Annotated in this window: 16 protein-coding genes; 8 read left to right on the forward strand and 8 right to left on the reverse strand. The window is 72.7% G+C overall.

What is annotated here, in order from left to right; translation table 11 throughout:
- Window positions 1-52: 52 nt before the first annotated feature.
- Entirely contained in the window at window positions 53-1,465 is a 1,413-nt protein-coding gene (locus tag ACLGIH_RS26880) for a metallopeptidase TldD-related protein (RefSeq protein WP_416527860.1), read from the reverse strand.
- Window positions 1,462-2,985, reverse strand: a complete 1,524-nt coding sequence (locus ACLGIH_RS26885; RefSeq protein ID WP_416527861.1) for a TldD/PmbA family protein — start codon at window positions 2,983-2,985, stop codon at window positions 1,462-1,464. Before ACLGIH_RS26885 ends, ACLGIH_RS26880 begins: the two co-directional genes overlap by 4 nt.
- A gap of 255 nt (window positions 2,986-3,240) precedes the next feature.
- On the opposite strand from ACLGIH_RS26885, the gene fabG reads away from it, so the two are divergent.
- The 3 genes from fabG to ACLGIH_RS26900 all read left to right on the forward strand — a co-directional run bounded on the left by fabG (window position 3,241) and on the right by ACLGIH_RS26900 (window position 5,249).
- Window positions 3,241-3,945, forward strand: coding sequence for a 3-oxoacyl-[acyl-carrier-protein] reductase (gene fabG / locus ACLGIH_RS26890; protein ID WP_416527862.1), 705 nt, complete (start codon window positions 3,241-3,243; stop codon window positions 3,943-3,945).
- Between the two features lie 5 nt (window positions 3,946-3,950).
- Window positions 3,951-4,718, forward strand: coding sequence for an enoyl-ACP reductase FabI (gene fabI, locus ACLGIH_RS26895; protein ID WP_416527863.1), 768 nt, complete (start codon window positions 3,951-3,953; stop codon window positions 4,716-4,718).
- A gap of 156 nt (window positions 4,719-4,874) precedes the next feature.
- Entirely contained in the window at window positions 4,875-5,249 is a 375-nt protein-coding gene (locus tag ACLGIH_RS26900; protein WP_416527864.1) for a hypothetical protein, read from the forward strand.
- Here the strand turns inward: ACLGIH_RS26900 and ACLGIH_RS26905 are convergent.
- Window positions 5,227-5,919 carry a FadR/GntR family transcriptional regulator gene (locus tag ACLGIH_RS26905; protein WP_416527865.1) on the reverse strand — a complete coding sequence of 231 codons (693 nt, stop codon included), beginning with the start codon at window positions 5,917-5,919 and terminating at the stop codon, window positions 5,227-5,229. The genes ACLGIH_RS26900 and ACLGIH_RS26905 overlap by 23 nt on opposite strands.
- Window positions 5,920-5,972: 53 nt before the next feature.
- Here ACLGIH_RS26905 and ACLGIH_RS26910 point away from each other — a divergent pair, with 53 nt between their 5' ends.
- The 4 genes from ACLGIH_RS26910 to ACLGIH_RS26925 all read left to right on the forward strand — a co-directional run bounded on the left by ACLGIH_RS26910 (window position 5,973) and on the right by ACLGIH_RS26925 (window position 8,742).
- The gene (locus ACLGIH_RS26910) at window positions 5,973-7,472 is read left to right on the forward strand and encodes a CynX/NimT family MFS transporter (RefSeq protein WP_416527866.1); all 1,500 of its coding nucleotides are present in this window, start codon (window positions 5,973-5,975) and stop codon (window positions 7,470-7,472) included.
- A 57-nt stretch (window positions 7,473-7,529) separates the two neighbouring features.
- Window positions 7,530-7,646, forward strand: a complete 117-nt coding sequence (locus tag ACLGIH_RS26915) for an SGM_5486 family transporter-associated protein (RefSeq protein WP_416527867.1) — start codon at window positions 7,530-7,532, stop codon at window positions 7,644-7,646.
- 204 nt (window positions 7,647-7,850) lie between these two features.
- On the forward strand, window positions 7,851-8,057 hold the full coding sequence (locus ACLGIH_RS26920) for a hypothetical protein (RefSeq protein ID WP_416527868.1): 207 nt from the start codon (window positions 7,851-7,853) through the stop codon (window positions 8,055-8,057).
- Window positions 8,058-8,223: 166 nt separating this feature from the next.
- A complete protein-coding gene (locus ACLGIH_RS26925) occupies window positions 8,224-8,742 on the forward strand; it encodes a SixA phosphatase family protein (RefSeq protein ID WP_416527869.1) in 519 nt (172 codons plus the stop codon).
- Window positions 8,743-8,841: 99 nt separating this feature from the next.
- On the opposite strand, the gene serB is transcribed toward ACLGIH_RS26925, so the two are convergent.
- Together serB and ACLGIH_RS26935 are read right to left on the reverse strand one after the other, a co-directional pair.
- Window positions 8,842-10,077, reverse strand: coding sequence for a phosphoserine phosphatase SerB (serB, locus tag ACLGIH_RS26930; protein WP_416527870.1), 1,236 nt, complete (start codon window positions 10,075-10,077; stop codon window positions 8,842-8,844).
- A gap of 257 nt (window positions 10,078-10,334) precedes the next feature.
- Window positions 10,335-12,596, reverse strand: coding sequence for a streptophobe family protein (locus tag ACLGIH_RS26935; RefSeq protein WP_416527871.1), 2,262 nt, complete (start codon window positions 12,594-12,596; stop codon window positions 10,335-10,337).
- Between the two features lie 239 nt (window positions 12,597-12,835).
- On the opposite strand from ACLGIH_RS26935, the gene ACLGIH_RS26940 reads away from it, so the two are divergent.
- A complete protein-coding gene (locus tag ACLGIH_RS26940; RefSeq protein WP_416527872.1) occupies window positions 12,836-15,388 on the forward strand; it encodes an ABC transporter ATP-binding protein/permease in 2,553 nt (850 codons plus the stop codon).
- A gap of 118 nt (window positions 15,389-15,506) precedes the next feature.
- Here ACLGIH_RS26940 and ACLGIH_RS26945 read toward each other — a convergent pair whose 3' ends face one another.
- From ACLGIH_RS26945 to ACLGIH_RS26955, 3 genes are all read right to left on the reverse strand, one after another.
- On the reverse strand, window positions 15,507-16,265 hold the full coding sequence (locus ACLGIH_RS26945; RefSeq protein ID WP_416527873.1) for a transglycosylase SLT domain-containing protein: 759 nt from the start codon (window positions 16,263-16,265) through the stop codon (window positions 15,507-15,509).
- Between the two features lie 298 nt (window positions 16,266-16,563).
- A complete protein-coding gene (locus ACLGIH_RS26950; protein WP_416527874.1) occupies window positions 16,564-17,682 on the reverse strand; it encodes an S-adenosylmethionine:tRNA ribosyltransferase-isomerase in 1,119 nt (372 codons plus the stop codon).
- Entirely contained in the window at window positions 17,679-18,377 is a 699-nt protein-coding gene (locus ACLGIH_RS26955) for an SDR family NAD(P)-dependent oxidoreductase (protein WP_416527875.1), read from the reverse strand. The genes ACLGIH_RS26950 and ACLGIH_RS26955 overlap by 4 nt, the downstream gene beginning before the upstream one ends.
- Between the last annotated feature and the right edge of the window lie 14 nt (window positions 18,378-18,391).

Genomic DNA, 18,391 nt, shown 5'->3' on the forward strand with positions numbered 1-18,391 from the left:
TCGATGGACTCGAAACGATCTTCGGGCAGTCGGGTGACAGCCGACTACGAGGTTATACGCCCCGGCTGACAGAGCTCATGTGGAAATCCGGGATGCGCAGCGCCGGCATCGCGGCCCTGGTGAACCAGTCGCTCCACTCCCGGGGCAGCGTCCGCTCCGTCCGGCCCGCCTCGGCCGCCCGGCCCAGCAGGGACACCGGCGACTCGTTGAACCGGAAGTTGTTCACCTCACCCGTCACCTCGCCGTTCTCCACGAGGTACACGCCGTCCCGGGTCAGGCCGGTGAGCAGCAGCGTCGCCGGGTCGACCTCGCGGATGTACCACAGGCAGGTCAGCAGCAGCCCGCGCTCGGTGGCGGCGACCATCTCCTCCAGGGAACGGCCGTCGCCGCCGTCCAGGATCAGGTTGCCGATCGCCGGGGCCACCGGCAGCCCGGTCAGCGCCGCGCTGTGCCGGGTGGTGGTCAGGTGCGCCAGCTCGCCCGACCGGATCCAGTCGGTGGCCCGCACCGGCAGCCCGTTGTCGAAGACCGACTCGTCGTCCCCCGACGAGTGCGCCACCACGAAGGGCGCCGTCTCCAGGCCCGGCTCGTCCGGGTCGCTGCGCAGGCTCAGCGGCAGCTCGCTCAGCCGCTCGCCCACGCGGGTGCCGCCGCCCGGCCTGGAGAACACCGTCCGCCCCTCGGCGGCGTCCCGGCCCGAGGACGACCACAGCTGGTAGATCAGCAGGTCCGCGACCGCGGTCGGCGGCAGCAGCGTCTCGTACCGGCCGGCGGGCAGCTCCACCCGCCGCTCGGCCCAGCCCAGGCGTACGGCCAGCTCCGCGTCGAGCGCCGCCGGGTCGACGTCCTCGAAGTCCCGTGTGGAGCGTCCGGCCCAGGCCGACCGGGTGCGGTCCGGTGACTTGGCGTTCAGCTCCAGCGTCCCGGTGGGCAGGTCGCAGCGCAGCCGCAGCCCCGCCGACGTGCCCAGGTAGGTCGACACCATCTCGTGGTTGGCGAAGCCGTACAGCTCACGGCCGCCCGCACGCGCGCGTGCGAAGGCCTCGCCGAGCGCCGGCGCGAAGTCGGCGAACACGGCGGACGACGTCTCGGCCGGCGCGTCGGTGAAGTCGGGGGACTCGGGCACCCCCGTGACCAGCGGCTGGGCGTCCTCGGCGGGCCCGGAGCCGTGTGCCGCGGCCTCGGCGGCCCGCACCAGCGGCTCCAGCTCGTCCACGGTCACGGCGGACCGCGACACCACCCCCGAGGCCGTGCCCTCCTTGCCGTCCACGGTGGCGACGACGGTGAGCGTGCGCCCGCGCGTGACGCCGTTGGTGGTCAGCGCGTTGCCCGCCCAGCGCAGGTTGGCGGTGGAGTGCTCGTCGGCGATCACGACGCAGCCGTCCGCCCGGGACAGCTCCAGCGCCCGCTCGACGATCTCGTGCGGCTTGTGCGCCTTGTGTGCCTTGTCGGGGTGGGCGCTCATCGACCGGCCTCCTGGGTGGTGTTGAGGATGTTGACTCCCTTGAACAGGGCGGACGGGCAGCCGTGCGAGACGGCCGCGACCTGGCCGGGCTGGGCCTTGCCGCAGTTGAAGGCACCGCCCAGGACATACGTCTGCGGGCCGCCGACGGCCGCCATGGACCCCCAGAAGTCGGTGGTCGTCGCCTGGTAGGCGACGTCGCGCAGCTGGCCGGCGAGCCGTCCGTTCTCGATCCGGAAGAACCGCTGCCCGGTGAACTGGAAGTTGTACCGCTGCATGTCGATCGACCAGGACCGGTCGCCGACGACGTAGATCCCGCGGTCCACGCCCCCGATCAGGTCCTCGGTCGACAACCCGCCCGGGTCGGGCCGCAGCGACACGTTGGCCATGCGCTGCACCGGTACGTGGGCGGGGGAGTCGGCGTACGCGCACCCGTTGGACCGCTCGAAGCCGGTCAGCCGGGCGATGCGCCGGTCGAGCTGGTAGCCGACCAGCGTGCCGTCCTTCACCAGGTCCCAGGACTGCCCCGCGACGCCCTCGTCGTCGTACCCGATGGTGGCCAGCCCGTGCTCGGCGGTGCGGTCGCCGGTGACGTTCATCAGCTCCGAGCCGTAACGCAGCTTGCCGAGCTGGTCGAAGGTGGCGAAGGAGGTGCCGGCGTAGGCGGCCTCGTAGCCGAGTGCCCGGTCCAGCTCGGTGGCGTGCCCGATGGACTCGTGGATGGTCAGCCACAGGTTGGACGGGTCGACGACCAGGTCGTACAGCCCCGGCTCGACGCTCGGCGCCCGCATCTTCTCGGCGAGCAGCCCGGGGAGCTCGGCCAGCTCGCGGTCCCAGTCCCAGCCGGTGCCGGTCAGGTACTCCCAGCCGCGGCCGACGGGCGGCGCCAGCGTCCGCATGGAGTCGAACTCGCCGCTGGAGTCGTCCACCGAGACGGCGGTCAGCACCGGATGCAGCCGCACCCGCTGCTGCGTGGTCACGGTCCCGGCGGTGTCCGCGTAGAACTTGTTCTCGTGCACGGTGAGCAGCGACGCGTCGACGTGGTCGACCCCATCGGCCGCGAGCAGCCGCGCGCTCCACTCGGCCAGCAGCGCCGACTTCTCCTCGTCGGGCACCGTGAACGGATCGGTCTCGTACGACGAGATCCACGTCCTGTCGGCGTGCACGGGCTCGTCGGCGAGTTCGACACGCTCCTTCGATCCGGCCGCCCTGATCACCTGCGCGGACAGCTTCGCCATCGCCACCGCCTGCCCGGCGACCCTGGCGGCGGCGTCCAGGGTGAGGTCCACGCCGGAGGCGAAGCCCCACGTACCGCCGTGCACGACGCGCACCGCGTACCCGAGGTCGGTGGTGTCGGAGGACCCGGCGGGCCTGGCGTCCCGCAGCCGCCAGGAGGCGTTGCGCACCCGCTCCAGCCGGAAGTCCGCATGCTCGGCCCCGAGCGCACGCGCGCGTGCGAGGGCGGCGTCGGCGAGGGCGCGTAGAGGCAGGGCGGTGAAGGTTTCGTCGATGCTATGAGACACCGGCATCTCTTTCTGTCGACGGGGACGGGGTGTGGCCCGTGGTCGCTCCGATCATGGCGCCCATCCCGCTCGCGGACCACAGGTTTCCGTCCGGGGGCGCGCTTCCTTCTGTAGGGACCCGACAGTCAGCCCCGTAAGCCACTGTGGGTGCCCGAATGTCCCCGGCCGGTCCGCGACCGATAGGTTTTCGGGGAAGCCGCCTGCTCTCCACGGGTCCGGGCGGGTGTGTCAGACCCCTATCGAAAGGGTGATCCGTTGAGCCGCTCGGTTCTCGTCACCGGAGGCAACCGGGGCATCGGCCTCGCCGTCGCCCGCGCCTTCGCCGACGCCGGCGACAAGGTTGCGATCACGTACCGCTCGGGTGAGCCGCCGGCTGGCTTCCTCGCCGTCAAGTGCGACATCACCGACGCCGAGCAGGTGGAGCAGGCCTACAAGGAGATCGAGGAGGCGCACGGTCCCGTCGAGGTCCTCGTCGCCAACGCCGGCGTGACCAAGGACCAGCTCCTGATGCGGATGTCCGAGGAGGACTTCACCTCCGTCGTCGACACCAACCTCACCGGCACCTTCCGGGTCGTCAAGCGCGCCAACCGGGGCATGCTGCGGGCCAAGAAGGGCCGCGTCGTGCTCATCTCGTCCGTCGTGGGACTGCTCGGCAGCGCGGGGCAGGCGAACTACGCCGCCTCCAAGGCCGGCCTGGTCGGCTTCGCGCGCTCCCTCGCCCGTGAGCTGGGCTCGCGCAACATCACCTTCAACGTCGTCGCGCCCGGCTTCGTCGACACCGACATGACCAAGGCGCTCACCGACGAGCAGCGGTCGAACATCGTGTCGCAGGTGCCGCTGGGCCGGTACGCGCAGCCGGAGGAGATCGCCGCGACGGTGCGGTTCCTCGCCTCGGACGACGCCTCGTACATCACTGGAGCCGTCATCCCCGTTGACGGCGGACTGGGAATGGGTCACTGATCACCATGAGCGGAATTCTCGAGGGCAAGCGCGTCCTGATCACGGGCGTGCTGACGGAGGCCTCCATCGCCTTCCACGCCGCCAAGCTGGCCCAGGAGCAGGGCGCCGAGGTCATCCTCACCGCGTTCCCGCGGCCCACGCTGACCGAGCGCATCGCCAAGAAGCTGCCCAAGCCCACCAAGGTCATCGAGCTGGACGTCACCAACGACGAGCACCTCGGGCGGCTGGCCGACGTCGTCGGCGAGGAGCTGGGCGGCCTCGACGGTGTCGTGCACTCCATCGGCTTCGCCCCGCAGGACGCGCTCGGCGGCAACTTCCTGAACACGCCGTTCGAGTCCGTCGCCACGGCCATGCACGTCTCGGCGTTCTCCCTGAAGTCGCTCACCATGGCCTGCCTGCCGCTGATGCAGAACGGCGGCTCGGTCGTCGGCCTCACCTTCGACGCCCAGTTCGCCTGGCCGCAGTACGACTGGATGGGCCCCGCCAAGGCCGCCCTGGAGGCCACCAACCGGTACATGGCCCGCGACCTGGGCAAGCAGAACATCCGCTGCAACCTGATCTCGGCGGGCCCGCTCGGTTCCATGGCCGCCAAGTCCATCCCGGGCTTCGGCGAGCTGGCCTCCGTGTGGGACACCCGCTCCCCGCTGGAGTGGGACCTGAAGGACCCGGAGCCGGCCGGTCGCGGCATCGTCGCCCTGCTGAGCGACTGGTTCCCGAAGACCACGGGCGAGATCGTCCACGTCGACGGCGGGCTGCACGCCATCGGCGCCTGACCCGGACCTCCCAGGGGCCCGCGTCCTCCTGGGCGCGGGCCCGCTCCATGTCACCCGTTCGGCGCAACCGGCCGGGCGGGCGGGGCGCCAACGCCGCACTGTGGAGTACGGGTTCCCCACGCGCTTCCCTCCCCAGCCGGCCGAGGAGGTCCCCTTGTGCGCTCCCACCGCCGCCTGGCCTCCGCGACCGTCGCCGTCGTCTGCGTGCTCGCCCTGCCCTACCAGGCGATGTCCCAGGCGCGCGTGCCTGCCGAGGGTCCCGCGCGCGTGCCTGCCGGGGAACCCTCGCCCACGCCGTCGTACGTGGCCGAATGCCGCGTTCGCGTCGAGGGCTCGCGCGTGACCGCGTACTGCCACAACCCCTATCCCGCGACCGACCGCGTGAGCCTGCACGTCGAGTGCGCCCGATGGTGGGACGTGGACAGCGACAGCGCCCCGGTGGCGGCGGCCCCCGCGCTCACGGTGCGGCTGGACGGACGCTGCTGGAAAGAGGTGGACCGGGCGTGGGTCAGCCACCGGCCGGAGAGCTGAACCGCCCCGGCCGGCACAGGAAGGGGTAGCTCGCCGCCTCCGTCTGCGCCGTCGCGGCGTCGCCCGCGCGGATCGCGTCGACCAGCCGGGTGTGGTCCATGCGCGTCTCCGGCTTCAGCTCCTCGCCGACGTCCTCGCGCAGCCAGTCCCGCATCACCTCGCCCAGGTCCGCGTAGAGCGCGGTCAGCACGTCGTTGTGGGAGGCGGCCACCACCGCCAGGTGGAAGGTCGCGTCCGCCGCCACGAACGCCTCCGCGTCACCGGACTCCCAGGCCTCCTCGCGGCGCACCAGCAGCGCGTCGAGCTGCTTGAGGTCCTTCTCGGTGCGCCGCTCCGCCGCCAGCCGGGCGGCGGCCGACTCCAGCGTGGAGCGCAGCTCGGCGATGTGCCGGGGGTCGGCGTCGGCGAAACGGCGGTGCATCACGCCGGCCAGTTCACTGGTCGCCACGACGTAGGTGCCGGAGCCCTGGCGGATGTCCAGCAGGCCGTTGTGGGCCAGGGCGCGGACCGCCTCGCGGACCGTGTTGCGGGCGACGCCGAGCTGCTCGACCAGTTCCGGCTCGGTCGGGATCCGGGAGCCGACCGGCCACTCGCCCGAGGCGATCTGCTGGCGCAGGGCGGCGATGACCTGCTCGGACAGTGCCGAGCGGCGGGGATGGCTCAGGGGCATGGCTCACCTTCGACCAACTGGACCAACTGGACAACCAATCATCCCATGATTCTATGATGGTTCCCATGGCTAGTGACGAGACCCGGACGGAGAAGCCCACGACCGTCAGCGGTTCGGCCGCGCCCGAGGCCCGGGAAGGGGCGGGCGCGGAGGGCTCCGCGGTGTCCGGCGCGTCCGGCACACCGGGGCTGCCCGGCACGCGCGCATGGCCGACGTGGCGGGTGCGGATGCTCGTCCTCGGCATCGTCCTGGCCGCCCTGAACCTCCGCCCCGCCATCACCAGCCTCGGCGCGCTCCTCGAAGAGGTCCGCGACGGGCTCGGTATGAGCGGCAGCGTGGCCGGACTGCTCACCTCGGTGCCCCCGCTCTGCTTCGCCGTCTTCGGTGTCACCGCCCCCAGGCTCGCCCGGCGCTTCGGGCTCGGCGCGGTGGTGTGCGCGGGCATGGCCGCCATCACGGCCGGCCTGCTGATACGCCCGTACGCCGGGAACACGCCGGTCTTCCTGGCCGCCAGCGCCCTCGCCCTCATGGGCATCGCCGTCAGCAACGTCCTGATGCCGGTCATCGTCAAGCGCTGGTTCCCCGACCGGGTCGGGTCCATGACCGGCCTGTACTCGATGGCCCTCGCCTTCGGCACCTCGACCGCCGCAGCGGCGACCGTGCCCGTGACCAACGCGCTGGGCGGCGACTGGCAGCCCGGCCTCGCCGTGTGGGCCGCGCTGGCGGCGGCGGCCGTCCTGCCGTGGCTGCCCTTCGTACGGGAACGGAGGCCGGCTTCGGCCCGGGAGGAGGACCCGGCGTCCACGCGGGACGGCCGGGGTGCGGCGTCCGGCGGCGGCGACCGGGGCACCGCGGCCGACGGTCCGGACGCGGCGGCCGACGGGGACGACCGGGGCGCGGTGTCCGAGCGGGACGCTGCCGCGCCCGACGCCGGGCCGGGGGAGGGGCCGTCCACGGAGCAGCCCGTGCTGCGGATCACCCGCAGCCCCATCGCCTGGGCGCTCGCCGTCTTCTTCGGTCTCCAGGCCACCGCGGCCTACATCACGATGGGCTGGATGGCGCAGATCTTCCGTGACGCGGGCGTGCCCGCCGGCACCGCCGGACTGCTGCTGGCCGTCACCATGGTGATGGGCGTGCCGCTGGCTTTCGTCATCCCGCGCGTGGCCACGCGGCTGCCCCACCAGGGCCCCATCGTCCTCGTCCTCGGCGCCTGCGGCCTCGCCGGGTACGCCGGCCTGTACTTCGCGCCGGCTGGCGGCGCCTGGGCCTGGGCCCTGCTGCTGGGCGTCTCCAACTGCGCCTTCCCGCTCGCGCTCACCATGGTCGGGATGCGGGCCCGGACCGGCGCCGGCGTCGCACAGCTGTCCGCCTTCGCACAGAGTACCGGCTACCTGATCTCCATCCCCGGCCCGCTCCTGGTGGGCGTGCTCTATGAGCACAGTGGCGGCTGGGGCCTGCCGATCGCCCTGATGAGCGCCCTGATGGTGCCGCAGATGCTCGTCGGTCTCCTCGCCGGACGCGACCGCACGGTGGAGGACGAGGCGGTCCGCTGAGCCGCGGGCGGGCACCCTGCTCCCCGCCGCCCCGGCGCGGGGTGCGAGACTTGCGGTATGCCAGTTCTCGACCCGAACCCTCAGCACGGCCAGAAGAAGATGCTGCTCGTCTTCGGCTCCTTCCTGGCGATCTTCGTGATCATCGGCATCGTCGCCACCCTCGTCTCGCCCTGACCACGCGTCTCCCGCGGCGCCCCGAGCGACGGGGGAGGGTGGGGCTGTCCCCCCGTCCCCTAGGGGGTGAGGGTCAGGGTGGAGTGGGTGGATCTCCGGATGGGCTGGCGCCCCAAGATTCCGTAGCTTCGAGATGTGGCCGCCGACGGCGGCCACGGACGCGGATCACGCACCAGGGACGCCCGAAGACCAGCGGAGGCACTCATGTCGGCCCCTACGCACACCCGGCCCCGCCCGGCTGCCCGTGGCGGCGCCGGCACCCGGCTCCCCTGGTGGGCCCTCGCGCTGCCGGCACTCGCCTTCGCCGCGCTGCTGGTCCTGATACTGAACCCGTCGGAGGCTCACGCGGCCGGCGACGACCCGGCGGTCGCCCAGCTCCTGGAGCGGCTGTGGCAGCTGATCACCCGCTGATCCACTCGCTCGGTGACCCGCTGAAGCGCGCGTCCGTGCCGGCTGGCGCCTCCCCGCCTCCCCGGGGCGCACGGCCGCGACGGACGCCCCGGCCGTGCCTCACGGCGGAGAATCCGCATGTCAACTCCCTGCGCCCCGTGGCCTGTTTCATGCGAAGCTGGAGTGCATGAGCGTCGCAGAACCCCGCAGGATTGTCCTCTTCCGGCATGCGAAAGCCGACTGGCCACAGGTGACCGATCACGAGCGCCCGCTCGCTGAGCGGGGCCGCAAGGACGCCGCAGAGGCCGGACGCCGGCTGGCCGACACCGGCATCCCCTTCGATCAGGCCCTGTGCTCCACCGCGACCCGGACCCGGGAGACCTGGAAGCTCGCCGTCCATGAGTTCCCGGAGCGGCCGAAAACGGTCTACGAGGAGCGGATCTACGAGGCATCGCCCGGCGAGCTGATCGCCCTGCTCAACGAAGTCCCCGACGACCTGCACAACGTTCTGCTGATCGGCCACAACCCCGGAGTGCACGGACTCGCCGAGATCCTGTCCGGCTCGGCCGAGGGCGACGCGCGCGAACGGATGGAGCGCCGTGGCTTCCCGGCCGCCGCCTTCGCCGTCCTGTCCTTCACCGGCTCCTGGAAGACCGTGGAGCCGGGTGTCGCCACCCTGTCCGACTACTGGGCGCCGACCGACTGAGCGCGACCGACTAGCGCGACTGGTTGAGCACGCCCGGGCGGGCCCCGCCCGGCCCCGCCCCGGCGGGCGCCGGGCGGGGCCAGGCCGGGGGCGGACCGCTCAGACGCCTTCGGCGAGCTGATGGTCGAGCGTGTCCGCCGCCTCGACCTCTTCGCGGGTGACGCCCAGCAGATACAGCACCGTGTCCAGGAACGGTACGTTCACCGCGGTGTGCGCCGCCTGGCGGACCACCGGCTTGGCGTTGAAGGCGACCCCGAGGCCGGCCGAGTTGAGCATGTCCAGATCGTTCGCGCCGTCCCCGATCGCCACGGTCTGCGACAGCGGCACGCCCGCCTCGGCGGCGAACCGGCGCAGCAGCCGCGCCTTGCCCGCCCGGTCCACGATCTCGCCGGTGACCCGGCCGGTCAGCCTCCCGTCGATGATCTCCAACGTGTTGGCCTGGGCGAAGTCCAGCCCCAGCCGCTCCTTCAGATCGTCGGTGACCTGTGTGAATCCGCCGGAGACGACGCCCACCTGGTAGCCGAGCCGCTTCAGCGTACGGATCAGGGTGCGCGCGCCCGGTGTCAGCCGCACCTCGCTGCGCACCTTGTCCACCACGGAGACGTCCAGCCCCTTGAGCAGCGCGACGCGCGCGTGCAGCGACTGCTCGAAGTCCAGTTCCCCGCGCATCGCCGCCGCCGTCACCTCGGCGACCTTGTCCTCGCAGCCCGCGTGCGCGGCGAAGAGCTCGATCACCTCGTCCTGGATGAGCGTGGAGTCCACGTCCATGACGACCAGGCGCTGAGCCCTGCGGTGCAGTCCGGCGGCCACGACGGCGATGTCGACGCCGAGCGCCGCCGCGTCCGTCACCAGCGCGGTGCGCAGGGGCTCGGTCTCCACGCCGGACACCGCGAACTCGACGGCCGTCACCGGATACTTGGCCAGCCGGAAGATCCGGTCGATGTTGCCGCCGGCCTTGGTGATCCGGGCGGCGATGGCGGCCGTCGCCTCCGAGGTGAGCGGGTGGCCGAGCACGGTGACCAGGGACCGGCCGAGGCCGCGCGGCCGGTTGTCGCCGATGCCGGAGATGATCTCGGCCTGGAGCTTCATCGACTCGGCCCAGCTGTGGACGGTGGAACGCAGAGCGCCCTCCAGTCCCCGGGGCGGCTCGGTCACGAGCGCGCACAGCACGATCCGGCCACGGGTGACGACCTGCTCGATGTCGACCACGTCGACGGAGTAGGCGGCGAGGGTGTCGAAAAGCCCCGCCGTGATACCCGGCCGGTCCTTGCCGAAGATCTTGACGAGCAGGGTGGGGACATCGGTGGGGACGTCAGGGGTCTGCGAAGCGCTCATGGTGTCTCTTACGGTATCCGGCACCCGGTGCCTCGCGCCCCCGAGGTCCGCCTGCCGGACACGGACACACGGCGTCGTGACGCTCGGTGTCGCCCCGGTGGCGCGGGACGTACGCGCCCTTGGCCGCGGCCTGTTGCGTCGCGGAGGCCGCACGGCCCGGGGCGGATACAGGGTGCGGATCAGTGCCCGCCCAGCAGCCTCGCCCGTCAGCCCGCCGCCCGTCAGTGCCCGCCCCGGGCCCGCCTCGCGGGCGCGGATCACCGCCCGCCCTTCGGCCGCCGCGGCGGCACCGGGGGCGGTGGCGGAGGAGGCGGTGGTCCCTCGCCCCACCGGACCGGCCCCCGCCTCCCGGAATCGGTGCCGGGACCGTCGCCGGAGCCGGGAGGCCGGGGCCCGCGCGGCGGCGCTCCGCCGGAACCGGAAGGCCACCCGGGCCCGCGGGGCGGCACCAGCGGCCCGGCGACCGTGGGGGCGCCGTACACGTCACCGCCGGGCGGGCCCTGCGGCCCCCGCACCTCCTCCGGCACCCGCAGGTAGGGATTGGTGCCGGGGTTGGGCGGCCGGTACGGCGTGCCCGGCGTGTACGGGCCTGAGGAACCGGCGTACGACATGCCTCCCGCGCCCGCGTCCCCGGCGGGCGTCCCCGACGCCCCGGCACCCCGTGCCAGCGGCGCCGCCCACCGTCCCGCAGCCCCGGCCGCCCGGGCGAACAGCGCACCGGCGGCACCCGCCCCGGCCCCCCATGCGGCGCCCAGCACCAGCGCCGTGCCGAGATCCCCGTGCAGGTCGATCCCGGCCCCGAACGCGTCGAACCCGAGAACGGACAGCGAGGCGCCCACGGACACCTGCGTCAGCCAGGCCAACAGGGGCAGGGCCAGCGCGGTCACGACTCCGAGCCGCACGGCACAGCGCCCCGCGAAGCCGAGAAGACCCACCTCGACGGCCGGCCCCACAGAACCGGCCGCCCCGGTCGTCCCGCCGCCGACTGCCCCGCCCGGCCCGGCCGCCCCGTCACCGGCCGCTCCGACCACTCCGCCGCCGGCCGTCCCGCCGGCCGTCCCGCCCGCCCCGCCACCGACCGTCCCGACCACTCCGCCGCCGGCCGCCCCGTGCGCGCCGTCCCGGATCGCAGCCGTTCCCGCCTCCCACCCCTGCCCACCGGGCGCCCCCGACACCGGCCGCCGGGAAACCCGTACACCGGGCGCCCCGGGCACTTGCTCCCCACCCGGCGGACCGGGCGTTCCGCTCCCACTGCGCGCCCCAGGCCCGCCAGCGTCTGAGTCGTATGCCCCAGACACCCCAGAAACCTCAGACATCCCAGAACCCTCAAGTACCCCGGACACCTCAGGCGTCCCAGGCACTCCGGTCGCCCCCGGCATGCCGAAGCCGCCACCCGACCGACGCGCCCCCGGCGTCCGTACCGCCGTCAGAACGCCGGCCAGCAGCATCGTCAGTGCCGCCGCCGCGCCGAGCAGCCACAGCCGGCCGTCCAGCTCCGCCAGTCGCGCCAGCGTGACCGGTTCGTCCGGCCGCACGCTCAGCAGCTCGTCCAGCGGATCGGGCAGGAGCCTGGCCGGCTCGCCGGTCGCCCGTCCCTCCCACGGCACGGACAGACCGACCGGTACGCCGAGCCACACCCCGTTCGGCGCACCCAGCAGTGCCGCGCCCGCGATACGGCGGGGACGGTCGTCGCCGATCGCCGCGCAGGCAGCCGCCGCGAGCCCGGCCGCCACCGCCACCATCAGCACCGTCACCACGGCGGACACGGCCGGCCGCACCACCCGGTGCACCGCGTCCCAGCCGCGCGGCAGGGGAGTGCGGCGCGAGGCCAGCAGGGCGATCAGCAGCACGCCCGCCGACCAGCCGAGCCCGCCGAGCAGCGTCGGACCGGTGTCCACCGTGAAACCCACCGCCGCCTCGGCCTCGACGAGGTCACCGAGCCGGTCGGGCAGCAGCCCGCCGATGTCCCCGACGTCCCCGAGCCCCGGAATCTCGACGCCGCCGCCCCCGCCCGGCAGCTCCTCCAGCCCCAGCGAGCCGCCGTCGATCGCGATGACGTCGTGACCCACCCGGGCCAGCCCGCCCAGCATCGCCACGAACAGCGCGACCACCGCACCCGCGCGCGCGAGGAGTTCGGCGAGGGAGACCACGACTCCCGCCGCGCGCAACGACCGCAGGAAGAAGAAGGACAGCAGCAGCGCCCCGGCCAGGCTGACGCCCAGTGGCGTGATCTCGATGGCGGTGTGCGCCTCCGCACCGTCGAACCCGAGCGCGGACACATCGCCGGACGGCGTGACCGAACCACCCGCCCCGAGCGCCACCACCGCCGCGGTCATCGGCCCCAACGAGCCCGCCACGTCCGCCCGGAGCAGATGCAGACCGAGCGCCGCCGTCCCCGCCATCCCGATCAACGCCCAGCTCACGGCGGCCACCGCGGACAGCAGCACGTCCGCCCACGGCACCTTCCCGCCGTACCGCGCGGTCTCGACGCTCCTGGACGCGTTCCCGGGCACGCTCATGGCAGACCCCCCGATCCGCTGTGCGGCGGGACCGCCGCACTTGTCCCCCTCGCGTGGAATACCACTCTCCGGCCAGGTTTCAACCCCGTCAACGGAAGCCGGCGAGGAGCCCGTTGCAGTCTTCACAAGGCCCGACTTTCGGTCAGGGGGCCGAGCCTGAAATAGTTCCCCCCGATGTTCGACATCCCTAGACTCCCCGCGACGGGGGTAATTCGGGGGACAACTCAGTGGGGCATGGAGTGCCGGAACTCGTACTGGAATCGAATGGGCGGACCTGGACGCTGGATCCGTCCAGGTCTTACACCCTTGGACGCGATCCGCAGGGGGACATCGTGTTCGACGACGCCAGGGTTTCCTGGCGTCACGCCACGGTCAGTCACAACGGCCGCAGTTGGGTCATCGAGGACCACGGCAGCACCAACGGCACGTTCGTGCAGGGCCAGCGGATTCATCAGGTGGAACTCGGTGCCGGCTCGGCCGTGCACCTGGGCAACGCGACCGACGGGCCGCGCCTGAACCTGTCCGGCGCCGCGGCCGCCGTCGGCACGCCGCAGGCACAGCCCCAGCAGCAGCCGTACGCAGGGCAGAACGCGAGCGCGGGCTGGGCTCAGCAGGCCCCGCACCAGCAGGCCCCGCAGGCCGGCTGGCAGCAGCCGCAGCAGGGCATGCCGCAGCAGGGGGTGCCGCAGCAGGGGATGCCGCAGCAGGGCGCCCCGCACATCCCGCACCAGCAGGGCCCCGGTGGCGCGGCGGGGGCGCCGCCGGTGTACGGCGACCGCAGCCCGACCACGTTCCACCAGTTCTCGCTGGGCCGCGTGATGCGCATCGGTCGTGCCCTGGAGAACGACCTGGTCGTCTCCGATCTCCAGGTCTCCCGCAACCACGCGGAATTCCACGCGACGCCCGACGGCCGCATGGAGATCCGCGACCTCGGCTCGCACAACGGCACTTACGTCAACGGCCAGCCGATCCCCAAGGGCGGCGCGCAACTGCTCGGCCCGACCGACATCGTCGGCGTCGGCCACTCGACGTTCCGGATCGTCGGCGACCGGCTGGAGGAGTTCGTCGACACCGGTGAGGTGTCCTTCTCCGCCCGCCACCTCACCGTCACGGTCGACGGCGGCAAGCAGATCCTCAAGGACGTCTCCTTCGGCGTCCCGGAGAAGTCGCTGATCGCGGTCATCGGTCCGTCCGGTTCCGGCAAGTCGACCCTCCTGAAGGCGCTGACCGGCTACCGGCCCGCCAACCAGGGCGAGGTCCTGTACGACAACCGCGACCTGTACAAGCAGTTCGCCGAGCTGCGCCAGCGCATCGGTCTGGTCCCGCAGGACGACATCCTGCACAAGGAGCTGACCGTCAAGAAGGCCCTCACGTACGCGGCCAAGCTGCGCTTCCCCGCCGACACCACGGCCGCAGAGCGCGAGTCCCGCATCGACGAGGTGCTGCGCGAGCTGAAGCTCGACATCCACAAGGACAAGAAGGTCACCTCCCTGTCCGGCGGCCAGCGCAAGCGCGTGTCCGTCGCCCTGGAGCTGCTGACCAAGCCGTCGCTGATCTTCCTGGACGAGCCGACCTCCGGTCTCGACCCGGGCATGGACCGCGACGTCATGCAGCTGCTGCGCGGCCTGGCCGACGACGGCCGCACGGTCCTCGTCGTCACCCACTCGGTGGCCGAGCTGGCCCTGTGCGACAAGCTCCTGGTGATGGCGCCGGGCGGTTCGGTCGCCTACTTCGGCCCGCCCGAGGAGGCGCTGAACTTCTTCGGCTACGACACCTGGGCCGATGTCTTCTCCGCCTTCGAGAACTACCGCGACTACGACTGGGCGGGCCGCTGGAAGGGCTCGCAGCACTACCAGATGTACGCCGCGGACATCGACGCCGTGGCCCCCCAGGCCGTACAGACGCCGATGCAGGCGATGCGGCCGCCGAAGCCCCAGGGCTGGATGTCGCAGTGGGTCACCCTGGTGCGCCGCTACATCTCCGTGATCGCCTCGGACAAGGGCTTCCTCGCCCTGATGGTGATCCTGCCGGCCGTTCTCGGCGCGGTGAGCCTGCTCATCGACCCGGACCGGGGCCTGCTGCCGAACCAGGCCCACCCGCAGACCGGCCGGATCATCCCGAACGGCACGGCCACCACGGTCCTGCTGATCCTCGCGGTGGGTGCCTGCTTCGCCGGCGCCGCCAACTCCGTCCGCGAGCTGATCAAGGAACGGGTGATCTACGAGCGGGAGCGCGCGACCGGCCTGTCGCGCTCGGCGTACCTGATGTCCAAGGTGTTCGTGCTCGGCATGATCACCGTGCTGCAGGGCCTGCTGGTCGGCGTCATCGGTTTCTCCAGCCGGGAGCTCCCCGAGGAGGGCCTGATCCTCGGCGGCATGACGCTCCTGGAGCTGTCGTTGCCGATCATGGCGCTGGGCTTCACCTCGATGATGTTCGGCCTGATCATCTCGTCGCTGGTGAAGACCGCCGAGAAGACCATGCCGCTGCTGGTGATGTTCGCGATCATCCAGGTCGTCTTCACCGGCTGCCTCTTCGCCCTGAACGGCACGGTCGGCGTCAACCAGTTCTCGTACCTGATGCCGTCCCGCTGGGCGGTCGCCGCGGCCGGCGCCACGCTGGACTTCAACAGGATCAGCCCGCCGGAGGAGGGCGCCGAGGCCGACCCGCTGTGGGAGCACACGGTCGGCGCCTGGGGCATGGACATGGCCGCCCTGATCGCGCTCGGCGTGGTCTGCGGCTTCTTCGTGGCCCGCTTCCTGCGCCGCCACGAGCCCGAGGTCATGCGCAAGTGATCGCGGGCCCGCGATCGCGGACCCGTGAACGCCCCGAAGGGCGGCACCCCGTCAGGAGGGTGCCGCCCTTCGGCGTCCGTGCGGCTTCGCGTCGCGCGAGAAGAGGTCCGCGCCGACCTCAGTACGCGCTGTCGACGTTGTCCATCGAGCCGTAGCGGTCCGCCGCGTAGTTGCAGGCGGCGGTGATGTTGGCGACCGGGTCCCAGATGTTCTTCGGGGTGCCCGGGACGTGGTAGGCCTCGAACGTCGGCGGGATCACCTGCAGCAGGCCCTTGGACGGGATGCCGTTCCGGGCGTTGATGTCCCACAGGTTGATGGCCTTCGGGTTGCCCGAGGACTCACGCATGATGTTGCGGTGGATGCCCTCGTAGGAGCCCGGGATGCCGTGCTTCTTCATGATGGCGAGGGACTCGCGGATCCAGCCGTCGAGGTTGTCGGGGTAGGTCTTGGCGGCGGCCTTCTTCACCGAGGTGCGGTCGGCGGCGCGGCTCGCGCTCTCCTTGGCCGCCCGCTCCTGCGCGGCCTTCTTGGCGGCGGCCTTCTTCGCGGCGGCCTTCTTGGCCGCGGCCTGCTTCTTGGCCTCGGCGGCGGCCTTCGCCTCCGCGGCGGCCTGCTTCTTCGCCTCGATGGCCTTGACCTTCTCGCTGGCACCGGCGAGCTGGTCGGTGACGCTGGCGTGCACGTCCTTGATCTGCTTCTCGCTGTACGCCACCTTCGCCGCGGGAGCCGCCTCGGCCGTCGTGGTCGTCTGGGCACCGGCGGGGATCGCGGAGAGCGCGACGGCGGCCGCACCGAGCGTGCCGACACCGGCGATGGCCATCTTGTGGGTGCGGTTCAGGGGGCGACTATGGCGACGGGTGAAGATGTTCTTGGGCATGCGAAAGGGACCTCTTCGAATAGCGCGGAGGTCGCTCACGTCCGGTGGGGGACAGGGATGCTTCCGGCAAAACGCCGCGGGGGGAAACCCGCGGCGCCGAGCGACGAGAGCAATTCTTAGCGGCCGCAAAATCGCGTGGCAAAGGTGTGACGTACGATCCCGGGTAGTGGATCAGGAACTGACAAAACGGGGCAGACAGGACTGTATGCCCCGCTCAAAAGGGGCGAGTCGTTCTCCTACTCCCCTTCGTACGTGATCTGTGCCCTATGCGCGGGCTCACACGGCCCGCCGGTCGGTCTCACCCGCAGTTGCCGGAGCAATGCGTGCGGTGAGGGGTCTCCGCCGGGAGGATGAGGTGCACGTCCCCGAACTCGTGCCACAGGTAGGAACCGCGCAGCGCCGCCTCGTACCCCCGGTCGACCGCCGCGCGCCCCGCGACGGCCTCCAGCATCAGCAGATGCGAGGCCTCCGGCTCGTGCAGCCCCGTGAGCAGCCCGTCCACCACGCGCACCCCGAACTCCGGGGTGACCACCAGATCCGTCCAGCCCTCCCGGGCCCGTACGACACCGTCGGCGCCGGCCGCCGACTCCACCGCCCGCACGGACGTCGTCCCCACGGCGATCACCCGCCCGTCGCCCGCTCCGACCGCGTTGATCAGCCGAGCCGACATCTCCGGCACGCGGAACCGCTCCGGGTACGGCGGCTCGTGCGCCTCCGCCGACGCCACCCCGGTGTGCAGCGCGACCGGCGCGAACTGCACCCCCCGGCTCACCAGCTCCGCCACCGTCCGCGCCGTGAAGGGCCGCGCCGCACTCGGCATCTCCGCGCTGCCGGACCCGTCGGCGCGGGGCAGCGCGAACACCGTCTGGTAGGCGGACAGCGGCTGGTCCCGCTCCGTGTACGCGTACCGGATCGGCCGCCCGTGCGCCCGCAGCAGCCCGGGCACGTCCGCCCCCGCCACCCGTGCCCACCACAACCGCTCACCCCGCGCGCTCAGCGGCTCCTGAAGCACCAGCCGCCCGCCCCCGGGCAGCCGCACCTCTGTGTCCGCGCGCCCCGCACGCGCGCGCGTAGTGCCCCGCCCGTCCGGGTCCCTCAACTCCACCGCCCACCGCCCGTCGTCCCCGCGCGTGGAGAAGTGCACCACCACGCGCGCGTGCCCGATCCGTCCGTCGACGGCGGCGGCCAGCGTCGGCGAGGTGTTGACCACGAGCAGGTCCCCGGCCCGCAGCAGCCGCGGCAGCTCCGCGAACGTGTGATGGGCCACCTCCTCGCCACGCGACACCAGCAGCCGTACGGCGTCCCGGTCCAGCCCGGGCGCCCGCTGCTCGACCGGCACCCGCGCCGACAGCTCCTCCGGTACCGCACCCCACGCCCGGACGGGCTCGCGCGGCGGAACCCCCGTCGTGACCGTCATCGCCGCCCCTCCAGCAGGGCCGGAGCCCCGTAGCGCCCGCTGGCCGGCCGCTCGTCCAGCAGCCGCAGGAACGCCGGGACGACGCCGTCCGGGTCCGGCCGGGGATCGTCGTCGTCCGGCACGGCCGCCGCGTACAGGTCCGTGGCCATGTCCCCGGGGTCGACCGCCCAGACCCGCAGCCCCGGCTCCTCCACCGCCAGCACCGCCGCCAGACGGCCCAGGGCCGCCTTCGAGGCTCCGTAACCGCCCCACGTCTCGTACGCCTCGGCCGCCGCGTCCGAACTCACCACGACCACCGCCCCGGACCCGGCCTGGCGCAGCAGCGGCAGCGCCTCCTGCACCAGGCCCAGCGCCGCCACCGTGTTCACCTCCAGCGCTCGCCGCAGCCCGTCCAGGGACAGCTCCTCCAGCCGCACCAGCGGCTCGGCGCCGAGCGCGCTCGCATTGCTCACCAGCAGATCGACGCCGCCCAGCCGCCACGCCGCCGCCACCAGCTCCGACCGGTGCCGGGCGTCCGTGACGTCCCCCGGCAGCGCCGTCACGCGCGTGCCGTGGGCCTCCAGCGCCGCGGCCGTCTCCTTCAGCACCTCCGGCGTCCTGGCGTCGAGCACCAGGTCCCAGCCGCGTCCGGCCAGTGCCTCGGCCAGCGCCCGGCCCAGCCCCTTCGAAGCCCCCGTGATGATCGCTACCGGCATGGCCATCTCCTCGT

It is taken from the genome of Streptomyces hamibioticus (assembly GCF_047946815.1).
Classification (GTDB): Bacteria; Actinomycetota; Actinomycetes; order Streptomycetales; family Streptomycetaceae; genus Streptomyces.

Bases quoted from the DNA above. Each gene is read 5' to 3' on its own strand.
- ACLGIH_RS26880 (WP_416527860.1), bottom strand. From the start codon at position 1,465: ATGAGCGCCCACCCCGACAAGGCACACAAGGCGCACAAGCCGCACGAG.
- fabI (WP_416527863.1), top strand. From the start codon at position 3,951: ATGAGCGGAATTCTCGAGGGCAAGCGCGTCCTGATCACGGGCGTGCTG.
- ACLGIH_RS26905 (WP_416527865.1), bottom strand. From the start codon at position 5,919: ATGCCCCTGAGCCATCCCCGCCGCTCGGCACTGTCCGAGCAGGTCATC.
- ACLGIH_RS26910 (WP_416527866.1), top strand. From the start codon at position 5,973: ATGATGGTTCCCATGGCTAGTGACGAGACCCGGACGGAGAAGCCCACG.
- ACLGIH_RS26915 (WP_416527867.1), top strand. From the start codon at position 7,530: ATGCCAGTTCTCGACCCGAACCCTCAGCACGGCCAGAAGAAGATGCTG.
- ACLGIH_RS26920 (WP_416527868.1), top strand. From the start codon at position 7,851: ATGTCGGCCCCTACGCACACCCGGCCCCGCCCGGCTGCCCGTGGCGGC.
- ACLGIH_RS26925 (WP_416527869.1), top strand. From the start codon at position 8,224: ATGAGCGTCGCAGAACCCCGCAGGATTGTCCTCTTCCGGCATGCGAAA.
- serB (WP_416527870.1), bottom strand. From the start codon at position 10,077: ATGAGCGCTTCGCAGACCCCTGACGTCCCCACCGATGTCCCCACCCTG.
- ACLGIH_RS26935 (WP_416527871.1), bottom strand. From the start codon at position 12,596: ATGAGCGTGCCCGGGAACGCGTCCAGGAGCGTCGAGACCGCGCGGTAC.
- ACLGIH_RS26945 (WP_416527873.1), bottom strand. From the start codon at position 16,265: ATGCCCAAGAACATCTTCACCCGTCGCCATAGTCGCCCCCTGAACCGC.
- ACLGIH_RS26950 (WP_416527874.1), bottom strand. From the start codon at position 17,682: ATGACGGTCACGACGGGGGTTCCGCCGCGCGAGCCCGTCCGGGCGTGG.
- ACLGIH_RS26955 (WP_416527875.1), bottom strand. From the start codon at position 18,377: ATGCCGGTAGCGATCATCACGGGGGCTTCGAAGGGGCTGGGCCGGGCG.